This is a genomic window from Uliginosibacterium sp. 31-16, from assembly GCF_030730865.1.
Lineage (GTDB): Bacteria > Pseudomonadota > Gammaproteobacteria > Burkholderiales > Rhodocyclaceae > Uliginosibacterium.
Genome location: NZ_JAVALZ010000003.1, coordinates 424009 through 445757 on the forward strand (window position 1 = coordinate 424009; position 21749 = coordinate 445757).

A 21749-nucleotide genomic window follows, 5' to 3' on the forward strand; every position below is an offset into this window, starting at 1 on the left:
TCAGATCTGACGCAAGCCTGTGCGAAAGCGCTCCGCATTGCTCACGTAACCCTCGGCGCTCGACCAGATGCGTGCAACCTCGTCTTCGGTCAGCTCGCGGATGATGCGTCCCGGCGTGCCTACTACCAGCGAGCGATCCGGAATCACCTTGCCCTCAGGGATCAGTGCCTTGGCTCCGATCAGGCAGTGCTTGCCAATCACTGCACCATTGAGCACCACCGCGTTCATGCCGATCAGCGTGCCATCGCCTACCGTGCAGCCGTGCAGCATGGCCATGTGACCGACTGAAACATGACTACCTAGCGTCAGCGGGATGCCTTCGTCGGTGTGCAGGATGGCGCCATCCTGAATGTTGGTGTGCTCGCCAACCGTGATCGGGTCATTGTCACCGCGCAGCACTGCGTTGAACCACACACTGGCGTTGCGTGCGAGTTGTACGCTGCCGATTACCGTGGCGCTATCCGCCACCCAGGCACCTTCATCCAGCTCTGGCACGCGATCATCCAGCGCAAATACCGTCATTCTGTACACCTTTGAGTTGCATGGATTGGAGCTGTTCCCAGCTGCGTCGGCATGATAGCAGGCGACCCGGTTGGGACCAACGCGCGCCTTGTAGTAAGGGAATGGGCGTGAAGTGCCGTGCTGCGGCAGTAAAACTGACGAAAAATGTCACTTGGCTTGTCGGGATAAGTTTTGGCTGTGGCTGGATGAACGGTTTTGTTGTTTTTAAGTCTTTGATGTCAAATAGAATAAATGCTATTGCGACGAGCGGTTAAGTTGGTGGCATGCGCTTAGCTCTGAGTGTCGCAGCGGAACTCTTCCGTTTCTTTCCTCAGGAGATTACTCATGAAACGCGTTCAACAAGGCTTTACCTTGATCGAATTGATGATCGTGGTAGCTATCATCGGCATTCTGGCCGCAATCGCTCTGCCGGCTTATCAGGACTATACGGTCCGCTCGAAGGTTACTGAAGGCCTGGTTCTGGCTGAGGCCGCCAAGTCTGTTGTGTCGGAAACCTGGCAAAACAACGGTAGCTTGGCAACCGTGACCCAAGAAATTACGACCAACCCCACTGGATGTGCTGCCAGTGTTGTGTTCTGCTACACGGCAACCAAGTATGTTTCGTCGATTTCGATCAATACAGCCAACGGCGAAGTGTTGGTGACCTATGACACCAGTGCAACAGGCATTCCGCAACTGGCTAGCGTCAATACTGCTTTCCTGATCCCAACGATTGGCAATGCTGTTCTTACCGCTACGTCGCAAGGTAATATCGACTGGCACTGCAAAGGCGCTGCTTCGACTTATGCGTCTGGATCTACTGGCACTCTGCCGGGCCGCTATTCGCCCACGCAATGCCGCTCGAACAACTGATGTTCTTGTGATTCAAGAAAAGGGCCAACATTGTTGGCCCTTTTTCATTTCTTTGGCGATAAGTGATGATTACGCGTAAAAAATTGCTTGCTTGGCATCTCTCGACCAGTGCAGTGGTTGTGCTGGCTTTTGTTTTGTTTGCCGTGTTCGTCTGGTGTCCTCCTCCGCTGACATCAGCAACAGGGCTCACTAAGATACTGCTGACATTGTTTTGTGTTGATGTGGTGCTCGGGCCTTTTCTGGGGTTTCTGTTTCTCAAGCCCGAGCGCAAAAGTTTTCGTCTTGATCTGATTGTGATCATAGGGCTACAGGTTGTCGCATTTGCCTATGGTGCCTGGACTGTCTATCAAGGTCGCCCTGCCTATATCGTGTTTGCGGTAGATCGCTTCGAGATCGTTTCGGCGTCCCAGCTCGAAACGTCAGAACTTGCCAAGGTGAGTTTGTCTGAGTTCAAGTCCATTCCTTTTTTGGGTACGCAATATGTTTTTGCTGAGCAACCCCAAAACACGGAAGAGCGTAACCGGATCCTTTTTTCTGCTCTCAATGGTGCTGATCTGCAGGTCTTTCCACAGTACTACCGCCCGTACGCTGCGCATTTTCAGGACGTACTCGCGCAATCCAGGACAATGAATGAGTTGCTGCAATTCAATCCGGCTGCTGCGGACGTGCTTGCCAATGTAGTGAGGAAGCATGAGAAAAAAATGGAGGATGTACGCTATGTGCCTATGGCAGCAAAGCGTCAGGACCTGTCTGTTCTCGTGGACGCCAAGAATGCCGAGGTGCTGGAAGTTGTTTCCTTGAGACCTTGGAAATAATTCTTTTCTCCTTTGGCTTTGGATCCAAATATTGATCCGGCCCGATTTTGTTTGAATTTTGCGCCCCCAAAACCGTTCGTGCCGAGTGGCCGGCAAAGCCGATTGTATCGAGGCTTGGCTCCGCCCTCGATACACGCCCTGCGGGCGCACTTGGGCCGAACGAGCTTCAAACTTCACCAGGCCGAATCAATAGTGTTGGTACGTTGATCCAGAAGTCATGCCGGATGGAATCTCGAGTATTCCTGTAGCTAGACAGGTAAAATAGGCGCTCTTCGAGACATCAATTTCTCTTGCGTTTTTTCTATGCCTTTTCGTTTGTTAAGTGCATTTGCTCTGTTTCTCGGCCTCGCCCTGGCTACCCTGATCAACCTTCACCCCAACCCACAAACCGTGGTGTATGCGGAGTGGAGTATTGCGCTGGCTGCGGTGCTGGGATTCGGTGTGTGGGTAATCTCCCGGCCGGAGGGCTTGGAGTTCCGCGTGGGCGGCGCGCCCTGGCTGGTGCTGTTGGTGATCCTGGTGTGTCTGGCCTGGCAGGCGTTGGCGCCAGGTCTGGGTTACGCGGTGTATCTGGGTTTGTTCCTGCTTTGCTATGCGCAGGGGGCAGCGCTACGCGGCGAGGAGGCGCTGGAGTGGTTCGCGGCGGGGATGCTGGTGTGTGCGCTGCTGCAATCTTTGGCGGGGCTGGCGCAACTGGCCGGCTGGAGTGTTGGCGGGCTGGTGATGGGCAAGATCTATCTGCAGGCCTTCGGCAATATCGGGCAGGCAAATCATTATGCAGATCTGGTTTTTCTTGGGCTGGCGTCCTTGTGTTTCCTGCATGCGCGCAGCTGCCTGAATGCCGGTGTGCTGATCGTACTGACCGCCTGGCTGGCGCTGGCAGGCGCGGCCTCGGCCTCGCGTGGCTCTCTGCTGTATACGGCAGCATTTCTGGTACTGGGGGTCTGGAGCCTGTGGCGCGGTGATGTGCTTGCCCGGCGCAGCGGGCGTGCGCTGTTGCTGGTGGTGGCGTGTTCCGTGGTGGCGCAGGCACTGGTGACCTACGGCCATATTCTGGATACCTTTGGTGTCACAACCGCTCTGGACCGGGCCGGAGATGCGGGCTCGAACGGTCAGCGTCTGTTCAACTGGACGGCCGCCTGGCAGACGATTCAGGCGCATCCGTGGATCGGGCAGGGGCCCGCCACTTTTTACAAGGCGTCGATTGACGCAATGTTTACCACTGCGCCGGCGAATTTCCCGAAGTTTGCCGAGCACGCGCACAACCTGCCTTTGAACATGGCCGCAGAGCTGGGAGTGCCGTTGACGGTGCTGGTGATTGGCTGCTTGCTACTCTGGTATTTGCGCCACCTGCTCGCCGTACCTACTGCTGCGCGGATATGGGCGTTGGCCTGCGTGGCAGTGGTGGGGCTGCACAGCATGGTGGAATATCCGCTGTGGTATGCCTATCTGCTGGTGCCGACAGGTTTGGCCATTGGCGTGGCAGACGCCGAGAACCTGCGCCTGCCGGTGCTGCGTGTGCCACGCTGCTTCGGCGTGGGTGTGGCTGTCGTTGCGATGCTGGGATTGACCTGGGTGGCACATGACTGGTGGGCGGTTCGTTCAGCCTATGTGGCACTGGCGGCCGAGGAGCCGGATACCCGGCTGGCAACTCGCGAAAAGGCGCGCCGTGAACTGGCGCGAGTTTCCCCGTATTCGGTGTTCGCCCTGCATGCCGAGAGTCTGCGCTTGCAGAGTTGGCATCCCGACGAAGGGGCTGCCGCGCAGATGGCTGATCGGTGCGACGCGCACTGGCAGTACAAGCCGGGCTGGTATCTGATGATGCGCTGTGGCGAGGCGTATGCGCTGGCCGGGCGCGAGGCAGCACTCAAACGGCTGAGCGTGGCTTTGTGCGATGGTTTTCCTGCATATCGCACTTCGCTGAATGATTGGGCAAGTGCTTACGATGCCAAGGCCCAGAGCGGTTTGCGCCTTGGCGGGCACGCCTGTTTGCGGTGAGGATGCCGGCGTGTGGGCCGGCTGCCGGGCTGAAGTCTGATCTGTTGAAGTCGGGCCGCTTTGCGCCCTCCAACGTATACTGCGCGCTTCGCTTTTCTTAGCCTGCAGCGCTCTGCATGAAAATCCTTGTCGTGATTCCCCTTGTGTATGGTGGTGGTGCCGAGCAGGTGGCTGCCGTGCTGTCACGCGAGTGGGCTCAGACACATGCGGTGCGGGTTCTGGCGTTCAATGCGGCGGGCGAGCAACTGGATTTTGGTGTGCCCATCGAGGACATGGGCCTGCCGGCGCAGGCCGGCGTGTGGCGGCGGCTCAAAATAGCCTGGCAGCGCGTGGCGCGCGTGGGCTGCGTGGCCCGCGAATTCAAGCCCGACGCGGTGATGGCCTTCATGGATGAAGCCGGCATGGTCTGCGCGCTGGCCGGCCTGCGCAGCGGCTGGCTGGGGCGGCTGGTGGTGAGCGTGCATCACAATCCGCAATGGCTGTCGCGTGGGCGGCGTGCCTTGCTGGCGCTGTTCTATCGTTTGCCGGCGGCGGTGGTTGCCGTGTCGCAAGGTGTGCGCGATGAACTCGCGGTGGCACTCGGTTTGCCCGCGACGCGCTTGCGGCACATCCCGAATCCGCTGGTGTTGCGTGAGGACGAGGGCGTGGCCGAATCGCGTCAGCTGGCCGAGTCGCTGCCCGCCGATTTCGTCCTGTTTGTCGGCCGCCTGGATCGGCATACCAAGGGTCTGGATGTCCTGCTGGAGGCCTACGCGGCTTTCCCTGCGGCGCGGCCCGCACTGGTGATCGTCGGCGACGGGCCGGACCGTGACTGGCTGGCTGCGGAGCTCGTGCGCCTTGATCTGCATGATGTGCATTGCGTGGGCTGGCAGCGTGACCCGCAGCCCTTCTATCGCCGCGCGCGGCTCTTCGTGATGTGCTCGCGCTTCGAGGGCTGGTCGAACGTGTTGATGGAGGCAATGGGGCAGGGCTGCCTGGTGCTGGCTTCGCGTTGCCCGTATGGTCCGCCGGAAATCCTCGGCCCGGATTTTCCGGATCGGCTGCTGCCGGTGGGCGATGTGATGGCCTTGTCTGCGGCCATGCAGGCGCAACTGGCGCTGGATGATGATGCGCGTGTCGTCCTGCAAGGCCGCCTGCGCCAACGCGCTGCGAGCTTTGCCGCGCCGGCCGTAGCGCAGCAGTGGATCACGCTCGCCGAGGGCCTGCGATGAGCTTGCGCACCTCGGCGGCTTACATCGCGGTGCGCATTGCCTCCGGAGCGCTGGCCATGGCGAGTCTGGCGCTGATCGTGCGCGGGCTTGGCCCGGCCGGCTATGGTCAGCTCACGCTCGGGTTGGCCGCGTCGGCGGTGGTGACGCTGGTGCTGTTCAATCCGCTTAACAGCATGCTGGCCCGGTTTTATGGAGATGTGCCGCTGAGACCCGCTCTGCTCGGGCTTCTTCGGGTAATCATGTTGGGAACGGGCGTTCTGCTTGTCTGTGCCGCATGGGTGGCTGAAGAGGCCCGCTGGACGCCGCTCTCCAGCCATGTTCTGCTCGCCGCTGCCGGCATGGCTCTGGCGCAGGGCATGTTCGATTTCACCGGTCAATATCTGGCGGCCGCTCAGCAAAGCCTGCGTTATTCGCTGCAGTTTCTCAGCAAGGCGCTGCTGACGCTGCTTCTGGCCTGGCTGGTGCTGCGCGCAGGCGGTGGCGCGGTGGCCGTATTGCTGGCGATGGCGGCGTCATTCCTGATTGCCGCCTTGTCGGGCGGTGGCGTGCGCGGCTGGCTGTGTCGGCCCGGGGCAGCGGAGCGTGCCCTGCTGCCGACACTGGTGAGCTTTGCCGGTCCGCTGCTGATTACGTCCTTGCTGGGGTATCTGCTGCTGTGGGGAGATCGCTACCTGCTGCAACAACTGGTGCCCCTGGCTGAACTGGGGCGCTACAGCGCCGTGGCCGATCTCGCGCAGCAGACCCTGGGCCTGATCTTCAGCGGGCTGTGCACCGCCTGGTATCCGCGCATGGTGCTGGCCTGGGGGCAGGAAGACTTTGCCGAGGCGCAGCGCCTGCTGGGCCGTTACGCTGCCCTGGGTTTTGCCGTGGCGTTGCCGGCCGGGATCGGCTTTGCCCTGTTGCTGCCGGCTGTGGTGCCCTTGATGTACGGCGCGGCCTACACACAGTTACCCACTGGTTTGCTGCCGCTGGTAACGGCGGCGGCCTGTGTGGCGGCGGTGAAGGCGTATTACTTTGATTTGCCGCTGCTGCTGGCGCGCCGCGTCTGGCGGCATTCTGCGAGCATCGGCGGGGCGGCGCTGGCCTCCCTGCTGATGGGCTGGCTGCTGGTGCCGGCGCTTGGTACCACAGGCGCTGCGCTGGGCCTGCTGCTCGGGCAGACGCTGGGAATCGGCCTGAGTCTGTGGGCCGGGCGTGGCGTTTTGCGGCATCGCCTGGCGCTCGCCCTGCTGTGGCCGCCGGTGCTGGGGGCGGCGCTGATGGGGGCGCTGTTGCTGAACTGGCCAGTAACCGGCTGGTTCGATGTGCTCGCCAAAGCGCTGGTGGGGGCTGCTGTTTACGGAGTGGTGATGCTGATTGCGGATTTTGATGGTGTGCGGACACGCCTGATGGGCCGGCGGACATGAAGATCGTGTTGTTCGCCAATACCGACTGGTTTCTCTACAACTTCAAGCTTTCGCTGGCGCAGGCTTTGCGTGCGCGCGGTGATGAAGTCGTGCTGCTCAGCCCGCCTGGCGAATACGGCCCGCGTCTGCGCGCACTGGGCTTCCGCTGGGAGCCCTTGCCGGTGTCGCGCAGCGGGGTGAATCCGCTCGCCGAACTGGCCGTGATCCAGCGCATCACGGCTTTGTATCGCGCCTTGCAGCCGGATCTGGTGCATCACTTCACGATCAAGTGTGTGATCTACGGCTCGTTCGCCGCGCGCCGCACGGGCGTGCGCGGTGTCGTCAATTCGGTGACCGGGCTGGGCTTCGCCTTGCTGGCCGACACACTCAAGGCGCGCCTGATCCGGCCGGTGGTGCTGGCGCTGTATCGGCTTGCCCTGCGCGGCACGCAGGTGATCTTCCAGAATGCGGACAATCGCGACACGCTGGCGAGTCATGGCGTACTGGCAGATAGTGGCGTGCAGGTGATAGCCGGCGACGGCATCGATACGGCGCACTTCCAGCCTGCGGCAGAGCGGAGCGAGGCGCCCGTCGTGCTGATGATGGCCCGCCTGCTGCATTCCAAGGGAATTGCGGACTTTGTGACGGCCGCGCAGCGGGTGCGCAGGCAGATGCCGGGGGTGCGCTTCCTGCTCGCTGGCGCGCCGGATCCGGGCAACCCGGAGAGCGTGTCCGAGACGGAGTTGGCGGCCTGGCGTGCGGCGGGTGAGGTGGAGTTCCTAGGGCAGCGCAGCGACGTGCTGGCATTGAATCAATCGGCCAGTATCGTGGTGCTGGCCAGCACGCAAGGTGAAGGCATTCCGCGTGCGCTGCTCGAAGGTGCCGCGTGTGGTGTGCCGATGGTGGCGACCGATGTGCCGGGCTGCCGCGATGTTGTCGTGCCCGGCGAGACGGGGTTGCTGGTGCCGCCAGGCGCACCGGCGCAATTGGCCGAGGCCTTGCTGGCCTTGCTGGCGGATGCCGGCTTGCGGAGGCGCATGGGCGCAGCGGCGCGGGCGCATGTTGAGCAATGTTTTGCGGATGCGGTGGTGATTGAGCAGACCTGCGCTGTATACCAAAAGGCTCTGGGAGCGCAGGCATGATGTTGCTGTTCTGCTTTCTGGCCTTTGTGAGCAGTGCTGGAGCCTGTCTGCTGCTCGCGCGCTGGGCGCCGGCGCTGCGGCTGGTTGACCTGCCGGATGAGCGCAAGCGCCATGCCGCGCCGATTCCGCTGGTGGGCGGCATGGCAGTGTTGCTGGGGTTTCTGCTTGCCGCGTTGGCGAGCGGACGAAGCGTCACGCTGTTTGAAGTGCTCTGGCCGATGCTGCTGATGTTCGCTGTCGGTGTGGTGGATGACGCACGCAATTTGCCGGCCAGGCTGAAACTGGCGGCGCAGATCCTTGCCGCTTGGTGGCTGGTGCATAGCACGGGTGCGGCGCTGTACGCGATGCCGATTCCCTTTCTGGCAGGGCATCTCGATCTGGGTTGGTCTGCCGTGCCGCTGACGGTGCTGATGATCGTGGCGATCCTGAATGCGATCAACATGATTGACGGGCTGGATGGTCTGGCAGGGGGCTGCATTGCAATTGCGGCCGCAGCCCTGGGCTGGGCCGCAGCGCTGACCGGGCGGCATGATCTGGCGCTGGTTGCTGCGCTGTTGTGCTCGGCCGTGCTGGGTTTCCTGCTGTGGAACGCACGCTTTCCCTGGCAGGCGCGCGCCAGGGTTTTTCTGGGCGATGCAGGTGCGCTGGCGATCGGGACCTTGCTGTGCTGGCTGATCCTGAAGCTGTCACTGTCCTGGCAAGGTTTTGACGTGGCACGCGTGCCACTCACGGTGGTGCTGGCGCCGGTGGCCGTGCCGGTGATCGACCTGATCGTGGTGGCTTTCTGGCGGGTGGCCGAAGGGCGCAACCCCATGCAGGCTGACCGGGGGCATTCGCATCATCTGCTGCTCGAAATGGGCCTGACCACGGTGGTGGCGGTGCGTCTGATCTGGCTGGCGGCGGCCGTCATTGCGCTGGCTACTTTTGCAGCCTGGCGCCTTGGGGTGTCTGAAGGACGACTGCTGGGCGTACTGGTGGCGGCCTCGCTGGCTTATCTGGTGTGGTTCCGCATGAGCTGGTTGCGGGTGCGCGGTCGTCAGTCCGGGGCAAGCCCGCGCGTGCTGTTTGTCACGACAGGTCTCGGTGTGGGCGGCGCCGAGCGCTCGCTGGAGCGCCTGCTGCCGCGTCTCGTTGCACAGGGCCTGGCGGTGGCAGTGGTGTCCTTGCGTGAGCCGCAGGAGGTTGGCGCCAGCTTACGGGCACTGGGGATTGATGTGACCGAGCTGGGCATGGCGCCTTCGCGCCCTTCGCTGGCAGGTTTGTGGCGCTTGTGGCGGACGGTGCGGGCTTTCCGGCCGGATGTGATCCAGGGCTGGATGTATCACGGTGATCTGGCGGCACATCTGGCCCGGCTGGCAGCGCCTCGTGCAAGGCTCGTGCTGGGCATTCACCAGACGCTGGCCCGGCTGGAACTGGAGAGCCGGGCGACCCGGGTGGTGATCCGCGCCGACGCCTGGCTGTCGCGGTGTGCGGCGCGTGCCCTGTATGTGGCGCGGGCGGCACAGGTTCAGCATGAAGCCGCCGGCTTCCGGGCGCTCGGCGTGGTCTTGCCGAATGGTGTGGATACCGGGCAGTTCCGGCCCGATCCGGCACAGCGCGCGGCGGCACGCCGGCAGCTCGGGGTGGCTGATGAGAACTTGCTGGTTGGCATGGTCGGGCGCCTGCATCCAGCCAAGAATCACGCGGGCTTCCTGCGTGCGGCTGCCCGGGTGGCGACGGCAAATCCCGCCGCGCGCTTTCTGCTGATCGGCCTGAATGTGACGGCAGACAATCCCGAGCTGGCGCCCCTGCTGGCCGACCCTGCCTTGCAGGGCAAGGTGATTCTGCTCGGCGCGCGCGAGGATGTGCCACAGCTGCTGCCCGCGCTGGATCTGTACGTGCTCAGTTCGATCCAGGAGGCCTTGCCGAACGTGGTGGCCGAAGCCATGAGCTGTGGCGTGCCCTGCGTGGTGACGGATGTAGGTGATGCGGCCTGGATGGTGGGCGACACAGGATGGGTCGTGCCACCGGCTGAAGACCGGCTTCTGGCGGACCTCATCGGGCAGGCCCTGCGCGAAGGCGCATCTGCATTGGCTGTGCGGGGGGATGCCGCCAGAACCCGCGCTGCAAGCCACTTGGCGGCCGATACCGTGGCGACGCGCTACGCCGAACTTTACCGGAACGTGCTGAATGAGCGTGCATGAAAAAGCCGCCGGAATCGCTTCCGGCGGCTTTTTGTTTGAGGCAATTGCCGCTCAGGCGGGCAGGGCGACCTGGCCGTTAACGCTGAACTGGTAGTCCTTGAACACATGCTCGGCGGAGAGGGACTTGTAGCTGCCGTCCTCATTCTTCGTCGTGGTGTCCTTGAGGCGATAGACGTAATGGCCGCAGGTCCAGGTGTCGAAGTTGCGCATGTGCGTACACAGGCAGGTTTTCTCCATGACGGAGACTTTCTTGGCTCCGGGATTGGCTTCTACCGCCTTGTTGTAGGCTTCGATGTAGGAGCAGTGGCCCTTGGCGTCGAGCAGGTAGCCGTAGGCTTCGCAGTTCGGGCGGGTGCCGGCGCCGATTGACGGGCTGTTCTTCAGCATGCGCATCGGATAGCCGGTCGGAGACGTTTCATTGACCTCCACATCCTCTTCGCTGGCCTTGAAGTATTCCTGCTTGACCTTGTCCGGCAAGCCACATTCGTCGGTGACCGTGAAGCGCGTGGCAACCTGCACGCCGGCCGCACCCATTTCCATGTAGCGTACGGCGTCCGAGCCGGTGAAGATGCCGCCGGCGGGGATGACGGGAATGTCGAGCTTTTCGTTCTTCAGCCAGGCCAGGACTTCAGTCACGATATTGGAAAGTTCGTACTTGGCCCAGTCCATGCCGAAGCCCAGGTGGCCGCCGGCCAGCGGACCTTCGACGACCACGTAATCGGGCAGGCGGTTGGTGCGGGCGCTCTTGCGGATGAACAATTGCAGGGCACGTGCCGAGGAGACGATGATGCCCAGCTTGGCGTGGCGGAAGCGCGGGTGGTCTTCCATCAGCGAGAAGCTGCCCAGGTGCAGACCGGCGGCCAGCGTGATGCCGTCGATGCCGGCATCCAGCGCTGAACGCAAACGCACCGCCAGGGTTTCCTTGGGGGCGTTCATGGTCAGCTTTTCCATGCAGTTGATGAAGATCATGCCGGCGCCGCGCACCGATTCCATGGTCTTGCCAACATGCAGCCGGGTGGCTTCAGCCAGTTCGGCCAGACGGAACTGGACGGCTGACTTGTCGGAATTGGCAACGTTGAATTTGTAACGCTGCAGCTTTTCCTTGACGTAGCTGGTGTTGAATTTGGTGTCCGACACGGCCTTGATCATGGCGTCGGAGATGTGGCCGATGCCGCCAAGGCGGGCCGCTTCCAGTGCAAGGCCGGAGGTCGAAATATCGACACCCATGCCGCCGATCATGATCGGCACCAGTTCGCGATTGCCGAACATCAGGCGGAAATCATCAAGTTTCTTCATAGGGGCTTCCTGAATGGCCACCAAGGGTGGCGGACGACCAGTTGTCCAGCCGTCATTTGTGCAGGCTGTGCGACCTGCGCTCTCTGTTGCACGCGCGAATTGTACCGGCGCCATCGTCGCAGCGGGAGAAAACTCGGCGCGCCGCCGACGGGTTCCAGCCGTAAAACCAGAGCAGCCGGCTATAATCCGGGCCTGACGCTTCTTCCATATTTACCGGAACTTTCATGTCCTCCCAGCTCAATACCCTGCTTGCCCTGTCTCCGCTTGATGGCCGTTACGCCGGCAAACTTGATGCCCTGCGCCCGCATTTCTCCGAATTCGGTCTGATCCGCAATCGTGTGCGCGTCGAGATCGAATGGCTCAAGGCGCTTGCAGCATCACCCGAAATCGCCGAGGTGGCGCCTTTCTCGGCTGAGACGCTGGCAGACTTCGAACGTGCCGTGGCCGCGTTTTCCGACGCCGATGGTGAGGCGATCAAGCAGATCGAAGCCAAGACCAATCACGACGTGAAGGCCATGGAGTACTGGATGAAGGAGCAGCGTTTCGGGAGCAACCCCGAAGTGACCAAGGCTGCCGAATTCATCCACTTTGCCTGTACCTCGGAAGACATCAACAACACGTCGCATGCCCTGATGCTCAAGGAGTCGCGTGACGAAGCCTACCTTCCGCAGTTTGACAAGGTTGTCGAGCGTTTCGTTCAACTCGCCCACCAGCTGGCTGATCTGCCCATGCTCTCGCGTACCCACGGCCAGCCCGCCAGCCCGACGACCTTGGGCAAGGAAATGGCCAATATCGCCTATCGTCTGAAGCGCGCCCGCAAGGCAATCGCGGCGGTGGAAATGACGGCCAAGTTCAATGGTGCCGTCGGCAACTACAACGCCCACCTGTCGGCCTACCCGGAGGTGGACTGGGCTGCGTTCAACCAGAAGTTCATCGAGTCGATGGGCCTGACCTTCAATCCCTATACCATCCAGATCGAGCCGCATGACTCGATGGCCGAGCTGTTCGATGCCATTGCGCGCGCCAACACCATGCTGATCGACGCCTGCCGCGACATCTGGATGTACATCTCGCTGGGCTTCTTCAAGCAGAAGCTGAAGGACGGCGAAGTCGGCTCCTCGACCATGCCGCACAAGGTCAATCCGATCGACTTCGAGAATGCCGAGGGCAATTTCGGCGTGTCGAACGCCGTGCTGCGCCACTTCAGCGAAAAGCTGCCGATCTCGCGCATGCAGCGTGATCTGACCGACTCCACCGTGCTGCGCAATATGGGTGTGGCGATTGGTCACAGCCTGCTGGGCCTGGATTCCTGTCTGCGCGGTCTGAACAAGCTGGAAGCCAATCCGGCGGCGCTCGCTGCGGACATCGACAACGCCTGGGAAGTGCTGGCCGAGCCGATTCAGACGGTGATGCGCCGTTTCGGCTTCGAGAATCCGTACGATCAGCTCAAGAAGATGACGCGTGGTGCCGGCATCAGCAAGGAAGCTCTGCAGGAATTCGTTGCGGGCCTCGACATCCCGGCGGCCGACAAGGCGCGCCTGCTGGCTATGACGCCGGCCAGTTATATCGGTGCAGCGGCTGAACTCGCCAAGAAGATCTAAGCGGCTTCGATGAGCGATCCGCGTCCCATCGGCGTATTTGATTCCGGCGTGGGCGGCTTGTCCGTCCTGCGCGAGATTCGTGCGCTGCTGCCGGCCGAGGATCTGCTCTACTGTGCGGACTCCGGTCACGCACCCTATGGCGAAAAACCGCAACACCTGATTGCCGCGCGCTCGCTTGAATTGAGCGGCTTTTTGCTGGAGCAGGGTGCCAAGGCGCTGGTGATCGCTTGCAATACTGCGACGGCTGCGGCCGCGCAGGCAATTCGTGCGCAGTGGCCGGATGTGCCGGTGATCGGCATGGAGCCTGCCGTCAAACCTGCCACGGCGGCGACGCGCAACGGTGTGGTCGGTGTGCTGGCTACCACGGGTACGCTGGAGAGTGCACGCTTCGCTGCGCTGCTGGATCAGTTTGGCAAAGGGGTGAAAGTGCTGACACGCCCTGGCACCGGCCTGGTTGAAGCGGTGGAGCGCGGAGAGCAAGGCTCCGTGCGGCTCTTCAGCCTGCTCAAAGCCCATCTGGAGCCCTTGCTGGCGGGCGGGGCGGATGTAGTCGTGCTTGGCTGTACGCATTACGTGTTTCTGCGTGAACAGGTTGAGGCCATCGTCGGTCCCTCGGTGCAGGTGATTGATACCGGCGCAGCCGTTGCGACACAGGTACAACGCAAACTGCAGGGGCGGGAGTGGCTTGCCAGTCCGTCGCGGGTGGGGTGCGAGCAGTTCTGGGCGAGTGGTGAGCTGTCGGCGGTTGAACGCACCATGCGCTTGTTGTGGCCCGGGTTTTCAGGGGGCAAGGTTTTGCCCGCTTCTGATTGCATGTCTTCCTTTACGGAGAAGTCTTCATGAATCAAGCCTATGTATGCATTCTGCTGGCCGCTGTCTGCCCTCTGGTGCTGGCCGGATTGGCCAAAGCCGGTGGCAAGAAACATGGCGTGGCGTATGACAACGCCGCGCCGCGTCAGTCGCTGGCTCGCCTGGCAGGCTGGCCACAACGGGCCAACTGGGCCCAGCAGAACAGCTGGGAGGCCTTCCCGGTGTTCGCCGCTGCGGTTCTGATGGCTCTGCAGGCCGGGCTCCCTCCTGGCAGCGTCGCCTTGTGGGCATGGGTATTCATTGCTGCGCGATTGGCGTATGCGGCGTGTTATCTGCTGAATCTGGCGACCGCACGTTCACTTTGCTGGGTGCTTGGCTTGGGTGCTTGTTTGCGTTTGATGGTCGCGGCCATCTGAATTGTGCTCAGGGCGGTCGCTGCTTTTTGAGATGGTTTTTCACTGCGGCAGAGTTCAGTTTTCGTGTGTGCGGACGATATCTGCCAGATGAAGCCAGACATCCATCACTCTCTTGATGAAGTAGATGCCGAAGTAGCCCGGCTGATTTCTTCGGGCATTCGCATTCCTCCGCAGCCCAGCGTCGTACAGGAAGTACTGGGCATGCTGCAAAACAGCAACATGGATCTGCGGGCGATGGCCGATGTGATCGGACAGGATGCCGGCCTGACCGCCATGCTTTACAAGATCACGCGCTCGGCGGCCTTTGCACGACGGCGGGCTCCGCAATCGATCGAGCAGATTCTTGCGCTGGTCGGGATTCGGCAGGCTGCTCTGCTGGTGCAGTCCTACGGTCTGACTACGGCACTGGAAGGCAAGCGCCCGGTGCTCCAGCAGTTCTGGAGCCGTTCAGGTGATATTGCCTTGCTGGCCTCCCTGGTGGCGTATGAGCGTGTCTCGGTGTGCAACATCTTTCCCGAGCAGGCATATATGGCTGGCATCTTCCATGATTGTGGCGTACCGGTGCTGATGCAGCGCTTCCCGGAGTACTGCAAGGCGACCGGGGTGGACGGCTCGGCTGGCAAGTGGGCGGATGTCAGGGATGAAGATCATGCCTTCAAGGTCGACCACTGCTCTATCGGCTATCTGCTGGCCCGTCACTGGCGCTTGCCGGATTTTGTGGCGGATGCGATCCTGCATCATCATGAACTGAACCGCCTCAGTGCCCAGGCGTCGCGTTCGATGGTGGCTGTACTGCAACTGGCAATTCATATCTATTCCGAAGAGCGGGGACTGAGCAATCCGGAATGGCCGCGCATTGCGACCGGCGTTCTCGAAGAACTGGGTCTTCATCCCGATGATTTGAACGAGTTTTGTGACGGAGTGCTCGATGCGTTTTGTGGCGTGCAGGCAGAATAGGGGACTATTTTTGTGACCGGTTATCGCATGGAGTGAAACGCGGCAGGATTCTGGCTTTAGAATTATCAAAAACACCAAAACCATATAAAACCAAATAATGCCCTTTGCCATCGATACCTGCGCTGCCATGCACATTGGCGACCGCCACGACCAACAGGACCGCGTTGCCATCCTGCCGCATCCCACGCGTTCTGATTGCCTGCTGGCGGTGCTGGCAGACGGCATGGGGGGGCACACCGGCGGGGCGATTGCCGCCCAGCAGGTGATCCTCAAGGCGAAGCAGAATTTTTCGACTTACCAGCCCTCCGGCGATGAATCGATCCACGAATTCCTGCGCAGCGTGATTGACGAAGCGCATGTGGTGATCAAGCTCACGCGGTTCACCAGCGAGGCCGATCCGCACAGCACGGCGGTGGTCATGGTCCTGCGTCCCGGCCATGCTGACTGGGGGCACTGCGGTGATTCGCGGCTGTATCACTTCCGGCGCGGCAAGATGGTGTCACATACACCGGACCATTCGCTGGTCGGTGAGCTGATCCGCACCAACCGCATTACCGAAGAAATGGCGCTGCATCACCCTCAGCGCAACCTGCTGCTGTCCTGTCTGGGGGCCGAGAAAGAGCCGCGCATCGATCTGGATGGTCTGTCCGATCTGGAGCCGGGTGATTGTTTCCTGCTTTGCTCGGATGGACTGTGGGGCCTGGTGGGTGACGAGGAGCTGGGCCGTACCCTGCATGAACTGGATGCACGCGCCGCAGCACGCGTGCTGATCAACGCCGCACGCAGTCGCGGTGAGGGTGTGGGCGACAACATCTCCCTGGCGATCATCAAGATCATGCCGACCTGATCGAATGGATGCCTGAAGACCCGCTTCTGGCGGACTTCTTCAGGCATGCCTGCGGCTCAGGGATGTCTGGTGACGGGTTGCCGATGCCTGCCCGTAGATCAAGGCGGGGCGAGGCTCTCCGGGCATGGCTAGCCAGAAACTCTTGTTTCAGGCTTTCAGTAGCTGCCCAGCAGGCGCGAACCCGGACGGGTGCGCGAGGAGCCATCCGGCCCATATACCGTAGGTTGGTCGGAATGGGCCAGCAACACGGCCAAGGCCTGATGGTTCTGGGCCAGGCGCTCGGTGATGTGCGTGCCGTTTTCCTGATTGAGCTGGCGGGCACGGGTGGCTGCTGCCAGATAGGTGTGCCAGATTTGCGTGCCTTCGCTGCCGATCAGGCTTTCGATACCGGCTTTGTCGTGGGGTAGCCCGGCCTGTGCCAGCACGGCGCTGCGACTGTCGGCGAGCTGTTGAAGCTGGCGGGCCTGACGGGATTTCTGTTCCGAGAGCGGATACAAAGGCTCTACATCGCGCCCCGACAGGATCTGGCGTTCCTGTTCCAGGGTCGCGACGAATTCATTCACCTGCTGCGTTTCCGCAACCAGAATGGTCAGAAGGCGCTGGCGAAGCGCTTTTTTGTCAGGGGTGCCTGTCACGCGCTACGCGGCTGGGCAGCCAGCATCTGGCGCACGCTGTTGAGCAAGCCGTCGGCAACCTTTTCCGGGTTGACCTGGAATCGGCCTTGCGAGATCGCGGCTTTGATTTCCTCGACCTTGCCGCTGTCGACGACCGGAGTGTCGGCTATGGTTTGCTCAAGCTGCTGCAGGTGGCTGGCCAGTGAGGAGAGCTGGACTTTTGATCCACTCGCAGCACTGGAGCTGGACGACGCCTCGCGCGGGGAGCGAGTTTTGGTCTCGCTGACCACGGATCCGGGCGACTTGATTGATGAATTATCGATTTTCACGGCGTTTCCCTTCGGCTCAAGGTATGCGTGATACCAGCGAGGCCTGTTTTTATATAAGGCATTCGCGATGCCACACCAAGCTTATCGGAGGCAACGGCGAAAACTTTAGGCGTTTTTACCGTGCCTGACAACCTGCTCTGCCTCTGAAAACGGCTTGTGGCGGGATTCCTTGAGAAATTTGCCGATGAATGGCCGGGCGGCTGATCAGTTGCGGACCTCCACGACTCCATTGTCACGCGCTATGGCGCTGACCACATTGCCATTGGCAAGTTTGATCCGCACGGATTGGCCTGCTACGGCGGCGGCCAGTGCCTGTCCTTCATTGCTGACCGTAAAGCCCTGGCCAAAAGAAATCACCTGGACGCGCTGACCTGCCTGGATGATCGGCTGCGGACGGAGCAGGGTCGCTTGGAGCGGACGTTCGGCGGCTATGGCGCTGCGGGCGATCTGACCGATGACCTCTTTTTCGTTGAGGAGCAGATCGGGAGCCTGTGCGGTGAGTTCGCCCTGAACCACTTTCACATCGCCGGATTCGATGGTCTGGCCGTTGCCGATGGGACGGGCCGCCACCAGATAACTTCCCTCAACCCGCACCCGAGCGGCTACATACAGCGCCGAGCGCGTTCCGGCCAGGCAGCGCAATCCCACGGATACACGTCCCCAGGCGCGTGCTCCGGGAGGGAGAAAGGCCTGCCAGCGCTGGCAGCCAGCGTGTCGCTCGTCCTCCGGCAGCTTTCCGGTTTCGATGCTGACCTTGCCGGGCAGGTTTGCTGTCTGTGCACGCAGGAAGTCTCCGATAGCGATCTGCATGGCTGCCTGCGCTGTCGATGCTGACTGAACCTCAGCACTGCAAAGGGCTGGCAGAAATAGTTGCAGAAGGAGTGCAAAGGCTGCACGCATGGCATGACCTGGAGCGGTGACTGGCGTATTGAAACATGTTTGTCCGGTCGTCGAAGCGGCAAACAGGCGCTGTAGTACAGGCCTATTCACTTCCTTTGGCGATTGCCGGCAAACATTGCCGCCGGGGTTTTGCCGGATGCCGGGAATGCAGGTGCTTTTGCCGCTTTATCGGCCGCTGAAGCACTGTTTGCGGCGCGTAGGATGGCTGGCATAGAAGCTGCAATGAGTTCGTCGAATACCCGTGCAATGCTCTGAACAAGGGAACGACGACCATGTTTGAAGAACTCTTGAATGGAGTGGAAGAAATGAACGTCCAACTCGACAACGCCCTGCGCTTTCATCAGACCGCCCTCAACCTGCGCGCCCAGCGCCAGGAAGTGCTGGCGGCCAATATTGCAAATGCCGATACGCCGAATTTCAAGGCGCGTGACATCGAGTTCGGCAGCGCGCTCGCCGGTGCGTTGCAGGGCCGTGTGGGGCGTCCGATAGCACTGGCCACGACGTCGGCCCGGCACCTGAATGCAAGCGGCACGGCAACTTCGCCGCAGCTCATGTATCGCAACGAAGAGCAGTCGAGCGTCGATGGCAATACCGTCAACATGGATACCGAACGCGCCGCTTTTGCCGAGAACGCTGTGCAGTATGAAGCCAGCCTGTCCTTTATCAGTGGAATGCTGCGCACCATGCAGCAGGCAGTTTCCGGTCAGTAAGGGGATTCGTCATGAGCATGCTCAATGTCTTCAATATCGCGGGTTCTGCGCTCAATGCGCAGTCGATGCGGCTGAATACCACGGCCAGCAATCTGGCCAATGCGGAAAGCGCAGTGGGGGCCGACGGCAAGCCTTACAAAGCCAAGCAGGTGGTGTTTCAGGCCGTGCAGATGGGGCCGAGCGGGCAGGGCGTGCGCGTGCAGCAGGTGGTCGACAGTGCTGCGCCGGGGCGCATGGTTTACGACCCGAAAAGCCCGGTCGCCAACGCTGAGGGCTACGTCACCATGTCCAATGTGGATGTGGTCGAAGAAATGGTGAACATGATTTCCGCTTCGCGTGCATATCAGACCAACGCCGAAGTGATGAATACCGCCAAAACCCTGATGCAGCGCACGATCGCGCTGGGCCAGGGGTAATGGCTCTGAGCAGGAGTAATTGAGATGACAACGACCTCTACGGTAAACAGCGCGGCGCAGGATATCTACGCTTCCCTGAACGGAAGTTCGGCGACGAAGACCACGACGACTGTCGAGGATCAGCAGAATCGCTTCCTGAAGCTGCTGACCACGCAGCTCAAGAATCAGGACCCACTCAACCCGATGGACAACGCCCAGACCACGTCGCAGTTGGCGCAGATCAGTACGGTCGATGGCATTACCCAACTCAATGCGACCCTGAAAACCCTGATGGGCAGCATGCAGTCCAGCGAGGCTCTTCAGGCGGCGACGCTGGTCGGGCATGCCGTGCTGGTTCCGGGAACTGGCATGCAGGTGATTTCAGGCCAGGCCGCTGGCGGTGTGGAGCTCGAATCGGCGGCCGACAAGGTGAGTGTGACGATTACCGACAAGAACGGACTTGAAATCAAGCGGATTGATCTGGGGGCCCTGACTGCGGGTACCCACGAATTTGTCTGGGACGGCAAGAACGAAAGTGGCACGGCTGTTGCTGATGGGATGTACAAGGTTTCGGTCACTGCTTACAAGGGCGATACCAAGGTGACGGCAAGCACGCTGCAACTGGCTTCGGTCAATAGTGTGATTACCGGTGGAAGTGAAATCCAGGTTGACGTCGGCAGCCTGGGACGTGTGTCGATGGGCGATATCAAGCTCATCCTGTAACCGGGAGCAGAATCATGGCATTCCAGCAAGGTCTCAGCGGGCTCAACTCGGCATCGAAAGCCCTCGATGTCATCAGCAATAACGTGTCCAATGCCAGCAACGTTGGCTTCAAGCTATCCGGTACCCAGTTTGCCGATGTATACGCTTCTGCCCTGAACGGGGCTTCAGCCGGCTTGCAGATCGGGATCGGAACCCAGATTGGTCAGGTCTCCCAGGTCTTCAATCAGGGCAACATCACGCCGACCAACAACCCGCTTGATGTCGCCATCAACGGCGCGGGATTTTTCCGTATGGACAACAATGGCGCTGTGGCTTACACGCGCAACGGCCAGTTTCAGGTCGACAAGAACGGCTACATCGTCAATACGCAGGGCTATCAGCTGACCGGCTACCCGGCAAGTTCTACCGGCGCAATTTTGCCGGCCAGTCCGACGAGCATCTATATCGACACCTCCGATCTGATGCCGGCGCAGTCTGCCAATATTGCAATGGGGCTTAACCTGGATTCGCGCAGCACGGTTCCGACCAATCCCTGGGTTCCCTCCAGTGCCAACCCCGATCCGTCGACCTACAACTCTTCGACCTCAGTGACGGTGTACGACAGCCTGGGTAATGCACACATCGAGACCCTGTATTTCCGCACGGCAGGAGGCGGAAACTGGAACATGTACACCCAGCTCGACGGTGGAGCAACGAGTGCTGCTGCCACACCATTGACGTTCTCCAGTACCGGTCAGCTGACGACACCAATGCCGCTGACGATTGCAGGTCTGACTGTCACGACAGGTGCGGTTTCTCCCTTCAGTGTTGCGCTTGATCTGACCTCCAGTACCCAATACGGCAGTGCTTTCGGGGTCAACAAGCAGACTCAGGATGGTTTTGCCTCCGGGCGCCTGTCCGGTATCACCATCGGTGATGACGGGATCATTCAAGGACGTTACAGCAACGGGCAGACCCGCAATCTTGGACAGGTAGTGTTGGCCAATTTTGCCAATCCCCAGGGCTTGCTTTCGCTTGGTAACAACCTGTGGGGCGAGTCGCCACGCTCGGGGCAGCCGCTGGTGGGAGCTCCATTGACGGGGAGCCTGGGGCAATTGACTGCAGGTTCGGTGGAAGAATCCAACGTGGATTTGACGGCAGAGCTGGTCAACATGATCACGGCGCAGCGCAATTATCAGGCGAATGCGCAATCGATCAAGACCCAGGACCAGATCATGCAGACATTGGTCAACCTGCGTTAATCAAGAGAGTGAAGTCTGCATAAAGCATCGGGGCACGCGTCATGGACAAGCTGATCTACACCGCAATGACTGGCGCCAAGGCCACCATGGGCCAGCAGGCCGCCGTGGCCAACAATCTGGCCAATGCGTCGACGACCGGTTTTCGCGCCGAACTGCATCGCCTGCGCGCGGTGCAGGTGCAATCCCAGGCGCAGCCAACACGCGCCTTCGTGGTCGATGCCACGGTAGGCAGCGATTTTTCGACCGGGCCTTTGCAGCGTACGGGTAACGAGCTGGATGTGGCCGTGAATGGCAAAGGCTGGCTGGCCGTAACCCTGCCGGATGGCAAAGAGGCCTATACCCGCTCTGGCAGCTTCACGATTGATGTGAATGGAGTCCTGCGTACGCAGGGCGGGCTGGAAGTCGCTGGTGATGCCGGGCAGATTTCGATTCCGCCGGACAACTCGGTTGAGGTCGCTGCCGACGGAACGATCACGGCGGTACCACTTACCGGTTCACGCAACGCTGCCAATGCCGTGGGACGCCTGAAGCTGGTGAATCCGCCAGAGGATCAGCTGGTGCGCGGCGGGGATGGCCTGTTCCGCCTCCAGAGTGGTGAAGCGGCCGAGGTGGATGAGGCGGTGCGCGTAGGCGGTGGCTATCTGGAAGGCAGCAATGTCAATCTGGTCGAACAGATGGTCAGCATGATTTCGCTGGCCCGCAATTACGAAATGCATACGCGCATGCTGCAGGGTGCGCAGGAAAACGACAAAGCTGCCACCCAGGTGCTGGCCATGGGCTGATCGTCGAGGAAAGCCGGTGA

The 21749-nt window shown here is 61.0% G+C and carries 23 protein-coding genes; 17 read left to right on the top strand and 6 right to left on the bottom strand.

Features of this window, described 5'->3' with window-relative positions:
* Positions 1-522 (bottom strand): gamma carbonic anhydrase family protein, encoded by a 522-nt coding sequence (locus Q9Q94_RS13740; protein WP_305980678.1) that lies wholly within the window; start codon positions 520-522, stop codon positions 1-3.
* Positions 523-846: 324 nt separating this feature from the next.
* Here Q9Q94_RS13740 and Q9Q94_RS13745 point away from each other — a divergent pair, with 324 nt between their 5' ends.
* The 7 genes from Q9Q94_RS13745 (at position 847) to Q9Q94_RS13775 (ending at position 10108) form a co-directional block, all read left to right on the top strand.
* On the top strand, positions 847-1374 hold the full coding sequence (locus Q9Q94_RS13745) for a pilin (protein ID WP_305980679.1): 528 nt from the start codon (positions 847-849) through the stop codon (positions 1372-1374).
* A 65-nt stretch (positions 1375-1439) separates the two neighbouring features.
* Complete coding sequence (gene tfpZ / locus Q9Q94_RS13750; protein WP_305980927.1) at positions 1440-2189, top strand: TfpX/TfpZ family type IV pilin accessory protein; 750 nt, start codon at positions 1440-1442, stop codon at positions 2187-2189.
* 303 nt (positions 2190-2492) lie between these two features.
* On the top strand, positions 2493-4187 hold the full coding sequence (locus Q9Q94_RS13755; protein ID WP_305980680.1) for a PglL family O-oligosaccharyltransferase: 1695 nt from the start codon (positions 2493-2495) through the stop codon (positions 4185-4187).
* 116 nt (positions 4188-4303) lie between these two features.
* Positions 4304-5398, top strand: a complete 1095-nt coding sequence (locus tag Q9Q94_RS13760; protein ID WP_305980681.1) for a glycosyltransferase — start codon at positions 4304-4306, stop codon at positions 5396-5398.
* Positions 5395-6804 carry a lipopolysaccharide biosynthesis protein gene (locus Q9Q94_RS13765; RefSeq protein ID WP_305980682.1) on the top strand — a complete coding sequence of 470 codons (1410 nt, stop codon included), beginning with the start codon at positions 5395-5397 and terminating at the stop codon, positions 6802-6804. The genes Q9Q94_RS13760 and Q9Q94_RS13765 overlap by 4 nt, the downstream gene beginning before the upstream one ends.
* Positions 6801-7925 (top strand): glycosyltransferase family 4 protein, encoded by a 1125-nt coding sequence (locus Q9Q94_RS13770; RefSeq protein WP_305980683.1) that lies wholly within the window; start codon positions 6801-6803, stop codon positions 7923-7925. Before Q9Q94_RS13765 ends, Q9Q94_RS13770 begins: the two co-directional genes overlap by 4 nt.
* Positions 7922-10108, top strand: a complete 2187-nt coding sequence (locus Q9Q94_RS13775) for a glycosyltransferase (RefSeq protein ID WP_305980684.1) — start codon at positions 7922-7924, stop codon at positions 10106-10108. Before Q9Q94_RS13770 ends, Q9Q94_RS13775 begins: the two co-directional genes overlap by 4 nt.
* 51 nt (positions 10109-10159) lie before the next feature.
* Here Q9Q94_RS13775 and Q9Q94_RS13780 read toward each other — a convergent pair whose 3' ends face one another.
* Positions 10160-11404: a nitronate monooxygenase gene (locus Q9Q94_RS13780; RefSeq protein WP_305980685.1), complete on the bottom strand. Its 1245-nt coding sequence runs from the start codon at positions 11402-11404 to the stop codon at positions 10160-10162.
* A 224-nt stretch (positions 11405-11628) separates the two neighbouring features.
* On the opposite strand from Q9Q94_RS13780, the gene purB reads away from it, so the two are divergent.
* From purB to Q9Q94_RS13805, 5 genes are all read left to right on the top strand, one after another.
* On the top strand, positions 11629-13005 hold the full coding sequence (gene purB / locus Q9Q94_RS13785; protein WP_305980686.1) for an adenylosuccinate lyase: 1377 nt from the start codon (positions 11629-11631) through the stop codon (positions 13003-13005).
* Positions 13006-13014: 9 nt separating this feature from the next.
* Complete coding sequence (gene murI / locus Q9Q94_RS13790; RefSeq protein ID WP_305980687.1) at positions 13015-13848, top strand: glutamate racemase; 834 nt, start codon at positions 13015-13017, stop codon at positions 13846-13848.
* On the top strand, positions 13845-14231 hold the full coding sequence (locus Q9Q94_RS13795; protein WP_305980688.1) for an MAPEG family protein: 387 nt from the start codon (positions 13845-13847) through the stop codon (positions 14229-14231). Before murI ends, Q9Q94_RS13795 begins: the two co-directional genes overlap by 4 nt.
* A gap of 87 nt (positions 14232-14318) precedes the next feature.
* A complete protein-coding gene (locus tag Q9Q94_RS13800; RefSeq protein WP_305980689.1) occupies positions 14319-15188 on the top strand; it encodes an HDOD domain-containing protein in 870 nt (289 codons plus the stop codon).
* A gap of 97 nt (positions 15189-15285) precedes the next feature.
* Positions 15286-16035, top strand: a complete 750-nt coding sequence (locus Q9Q94_RS13805) for a PP2C family serine/threonine-protein phosphatase (RefSeq protein ID WP_305980690.1) — start codon at positions 15286-15288, stop codon at positions 16033-16035.
* A 155-nt stretch (positions 16036-16190) separates the two neighbouring features.
* Here Q9Q94_RS13805 and Q9Q94_RS13810 read toward each other — a convergent pair whose 3' ends face one another.
* The 4 genes from Q9Q94_RS13810 to Q9Q94_RS13825 all read right to left on the bottom strand — a co-directional run bounded on the left by Q9Q94_RS13810 (position 16191) and on the right by Q9Q94_RS13825 (position 18195).
* Positions 16191-16670, bottom strand: a complete 480-nt coding sequence (locus tag Q9Q94_RS13810; protein WP_305980691.1) for a flagella synthesis protein FlgN — start codon at positions 16668-16670, stop codon at positions 16191-16193.
* Entirely contained in the window at positions 16667-16978 is a 312-nt protein-coding gene (gene flgM / locus Q9Q94_RS13815; RefSeq protein WP_305980692.1) for a flagellar biosynthesis anti-sigma factor FlgM, read from the bottom strand. The genes Q9Q94_RS13810 and flgM overlap by 4 nt, the downstream gene beginning before the upstream one ends.
* A 204-nt stretch (positions 16979-17182) precedes the next feature.
* On the bottom strand, positions 17183-17788 hold the full coding sequence (gene flgA / locus Q9Q94_RS13820; protein WP_305980693.1) for a flagellar basal body P-ring formation chaperone FlgA: 606 nt from the start codon (positions 17786-17788) through the stop codon (positions 17183-17185).
* A 176-nt stretch (positions 17789-17964) separates the two neighbouring features.
* On the bottom strand, positions 17965-18195 hold the full coding sequence (locus Q9Q94_RS13825; protein ID WP_305980694.1) for a hypothetical protein: 231 nt from the start codon (positions 18193-18195) through the stop codon (positions 17965-17967).
* On the opposite strand from Q9Q94_RS13825, the gene flgB reads away from it, so the two are divergent.
* From flgB to flgF, 5 genes are read left to right on the top strand one after another with little or no spacing between them, the layout of a single operon-like run.
* A complete protein-coding gene (gene flgB / locus Q9Q94_RS13830) occupies positions 18184-18588 on the top strand; it encodes a flagellar basal body rod protein FlgB (protein WP_305980695.1) in 405 nt (134 codons plus the stop codon). The genes Q9Q94_RS13825 and flgB overlap by 12 nt on opposite strands.
* An 11-nt stretch (positions 18589-18599) precedes the next feature.
* Entirely contained in the window at positions 18600-19004 is a 405-nt protein-coding gene (gene flgC, locus Q9Q94_RS13835; RefSeq protein WP_305980696.1) for a flagellar basal body rod protein FlgC, read from the top strand.
* 24 nt (positions 19005-19028) lie between these two features.
* Entirely contained in the window at positions 19029-19706 is a 678-nt protein-coding gene (locus tag Q9Q94_RS13840; protein WP_305980697.1) for a flagellar hook assembly protein FlgD, read from the top strand.
* A 14-nt stretch (positions 19707-19720) separates the two neighbouring features.
* Positions 19721-20947, top strand: a complete 1227-nt coding sequence (gene flgE / locus Q9Q94_RS13845; RefSeq protein WP_305980698.1) for a flagellar hook protein FlgE — start codon at positions 19721-19723, stop codon at positions 20945-20947.
* Positions 20948-20988: 41 nt separating this feature from the next.
* Positions 20989-21729: a flagellar basal-body rod protein FlgF gene (flgF, locus tag Q9Q94_RS13850; protein WP_305980699.1), complete on the top strand. Its 741-nt coding sequence runs from the start codon at positions 20989-20991 to the stop codon at positions 21727-21729.
* Positions 21730-21749 lie beyond the last annotated feature (20 nt).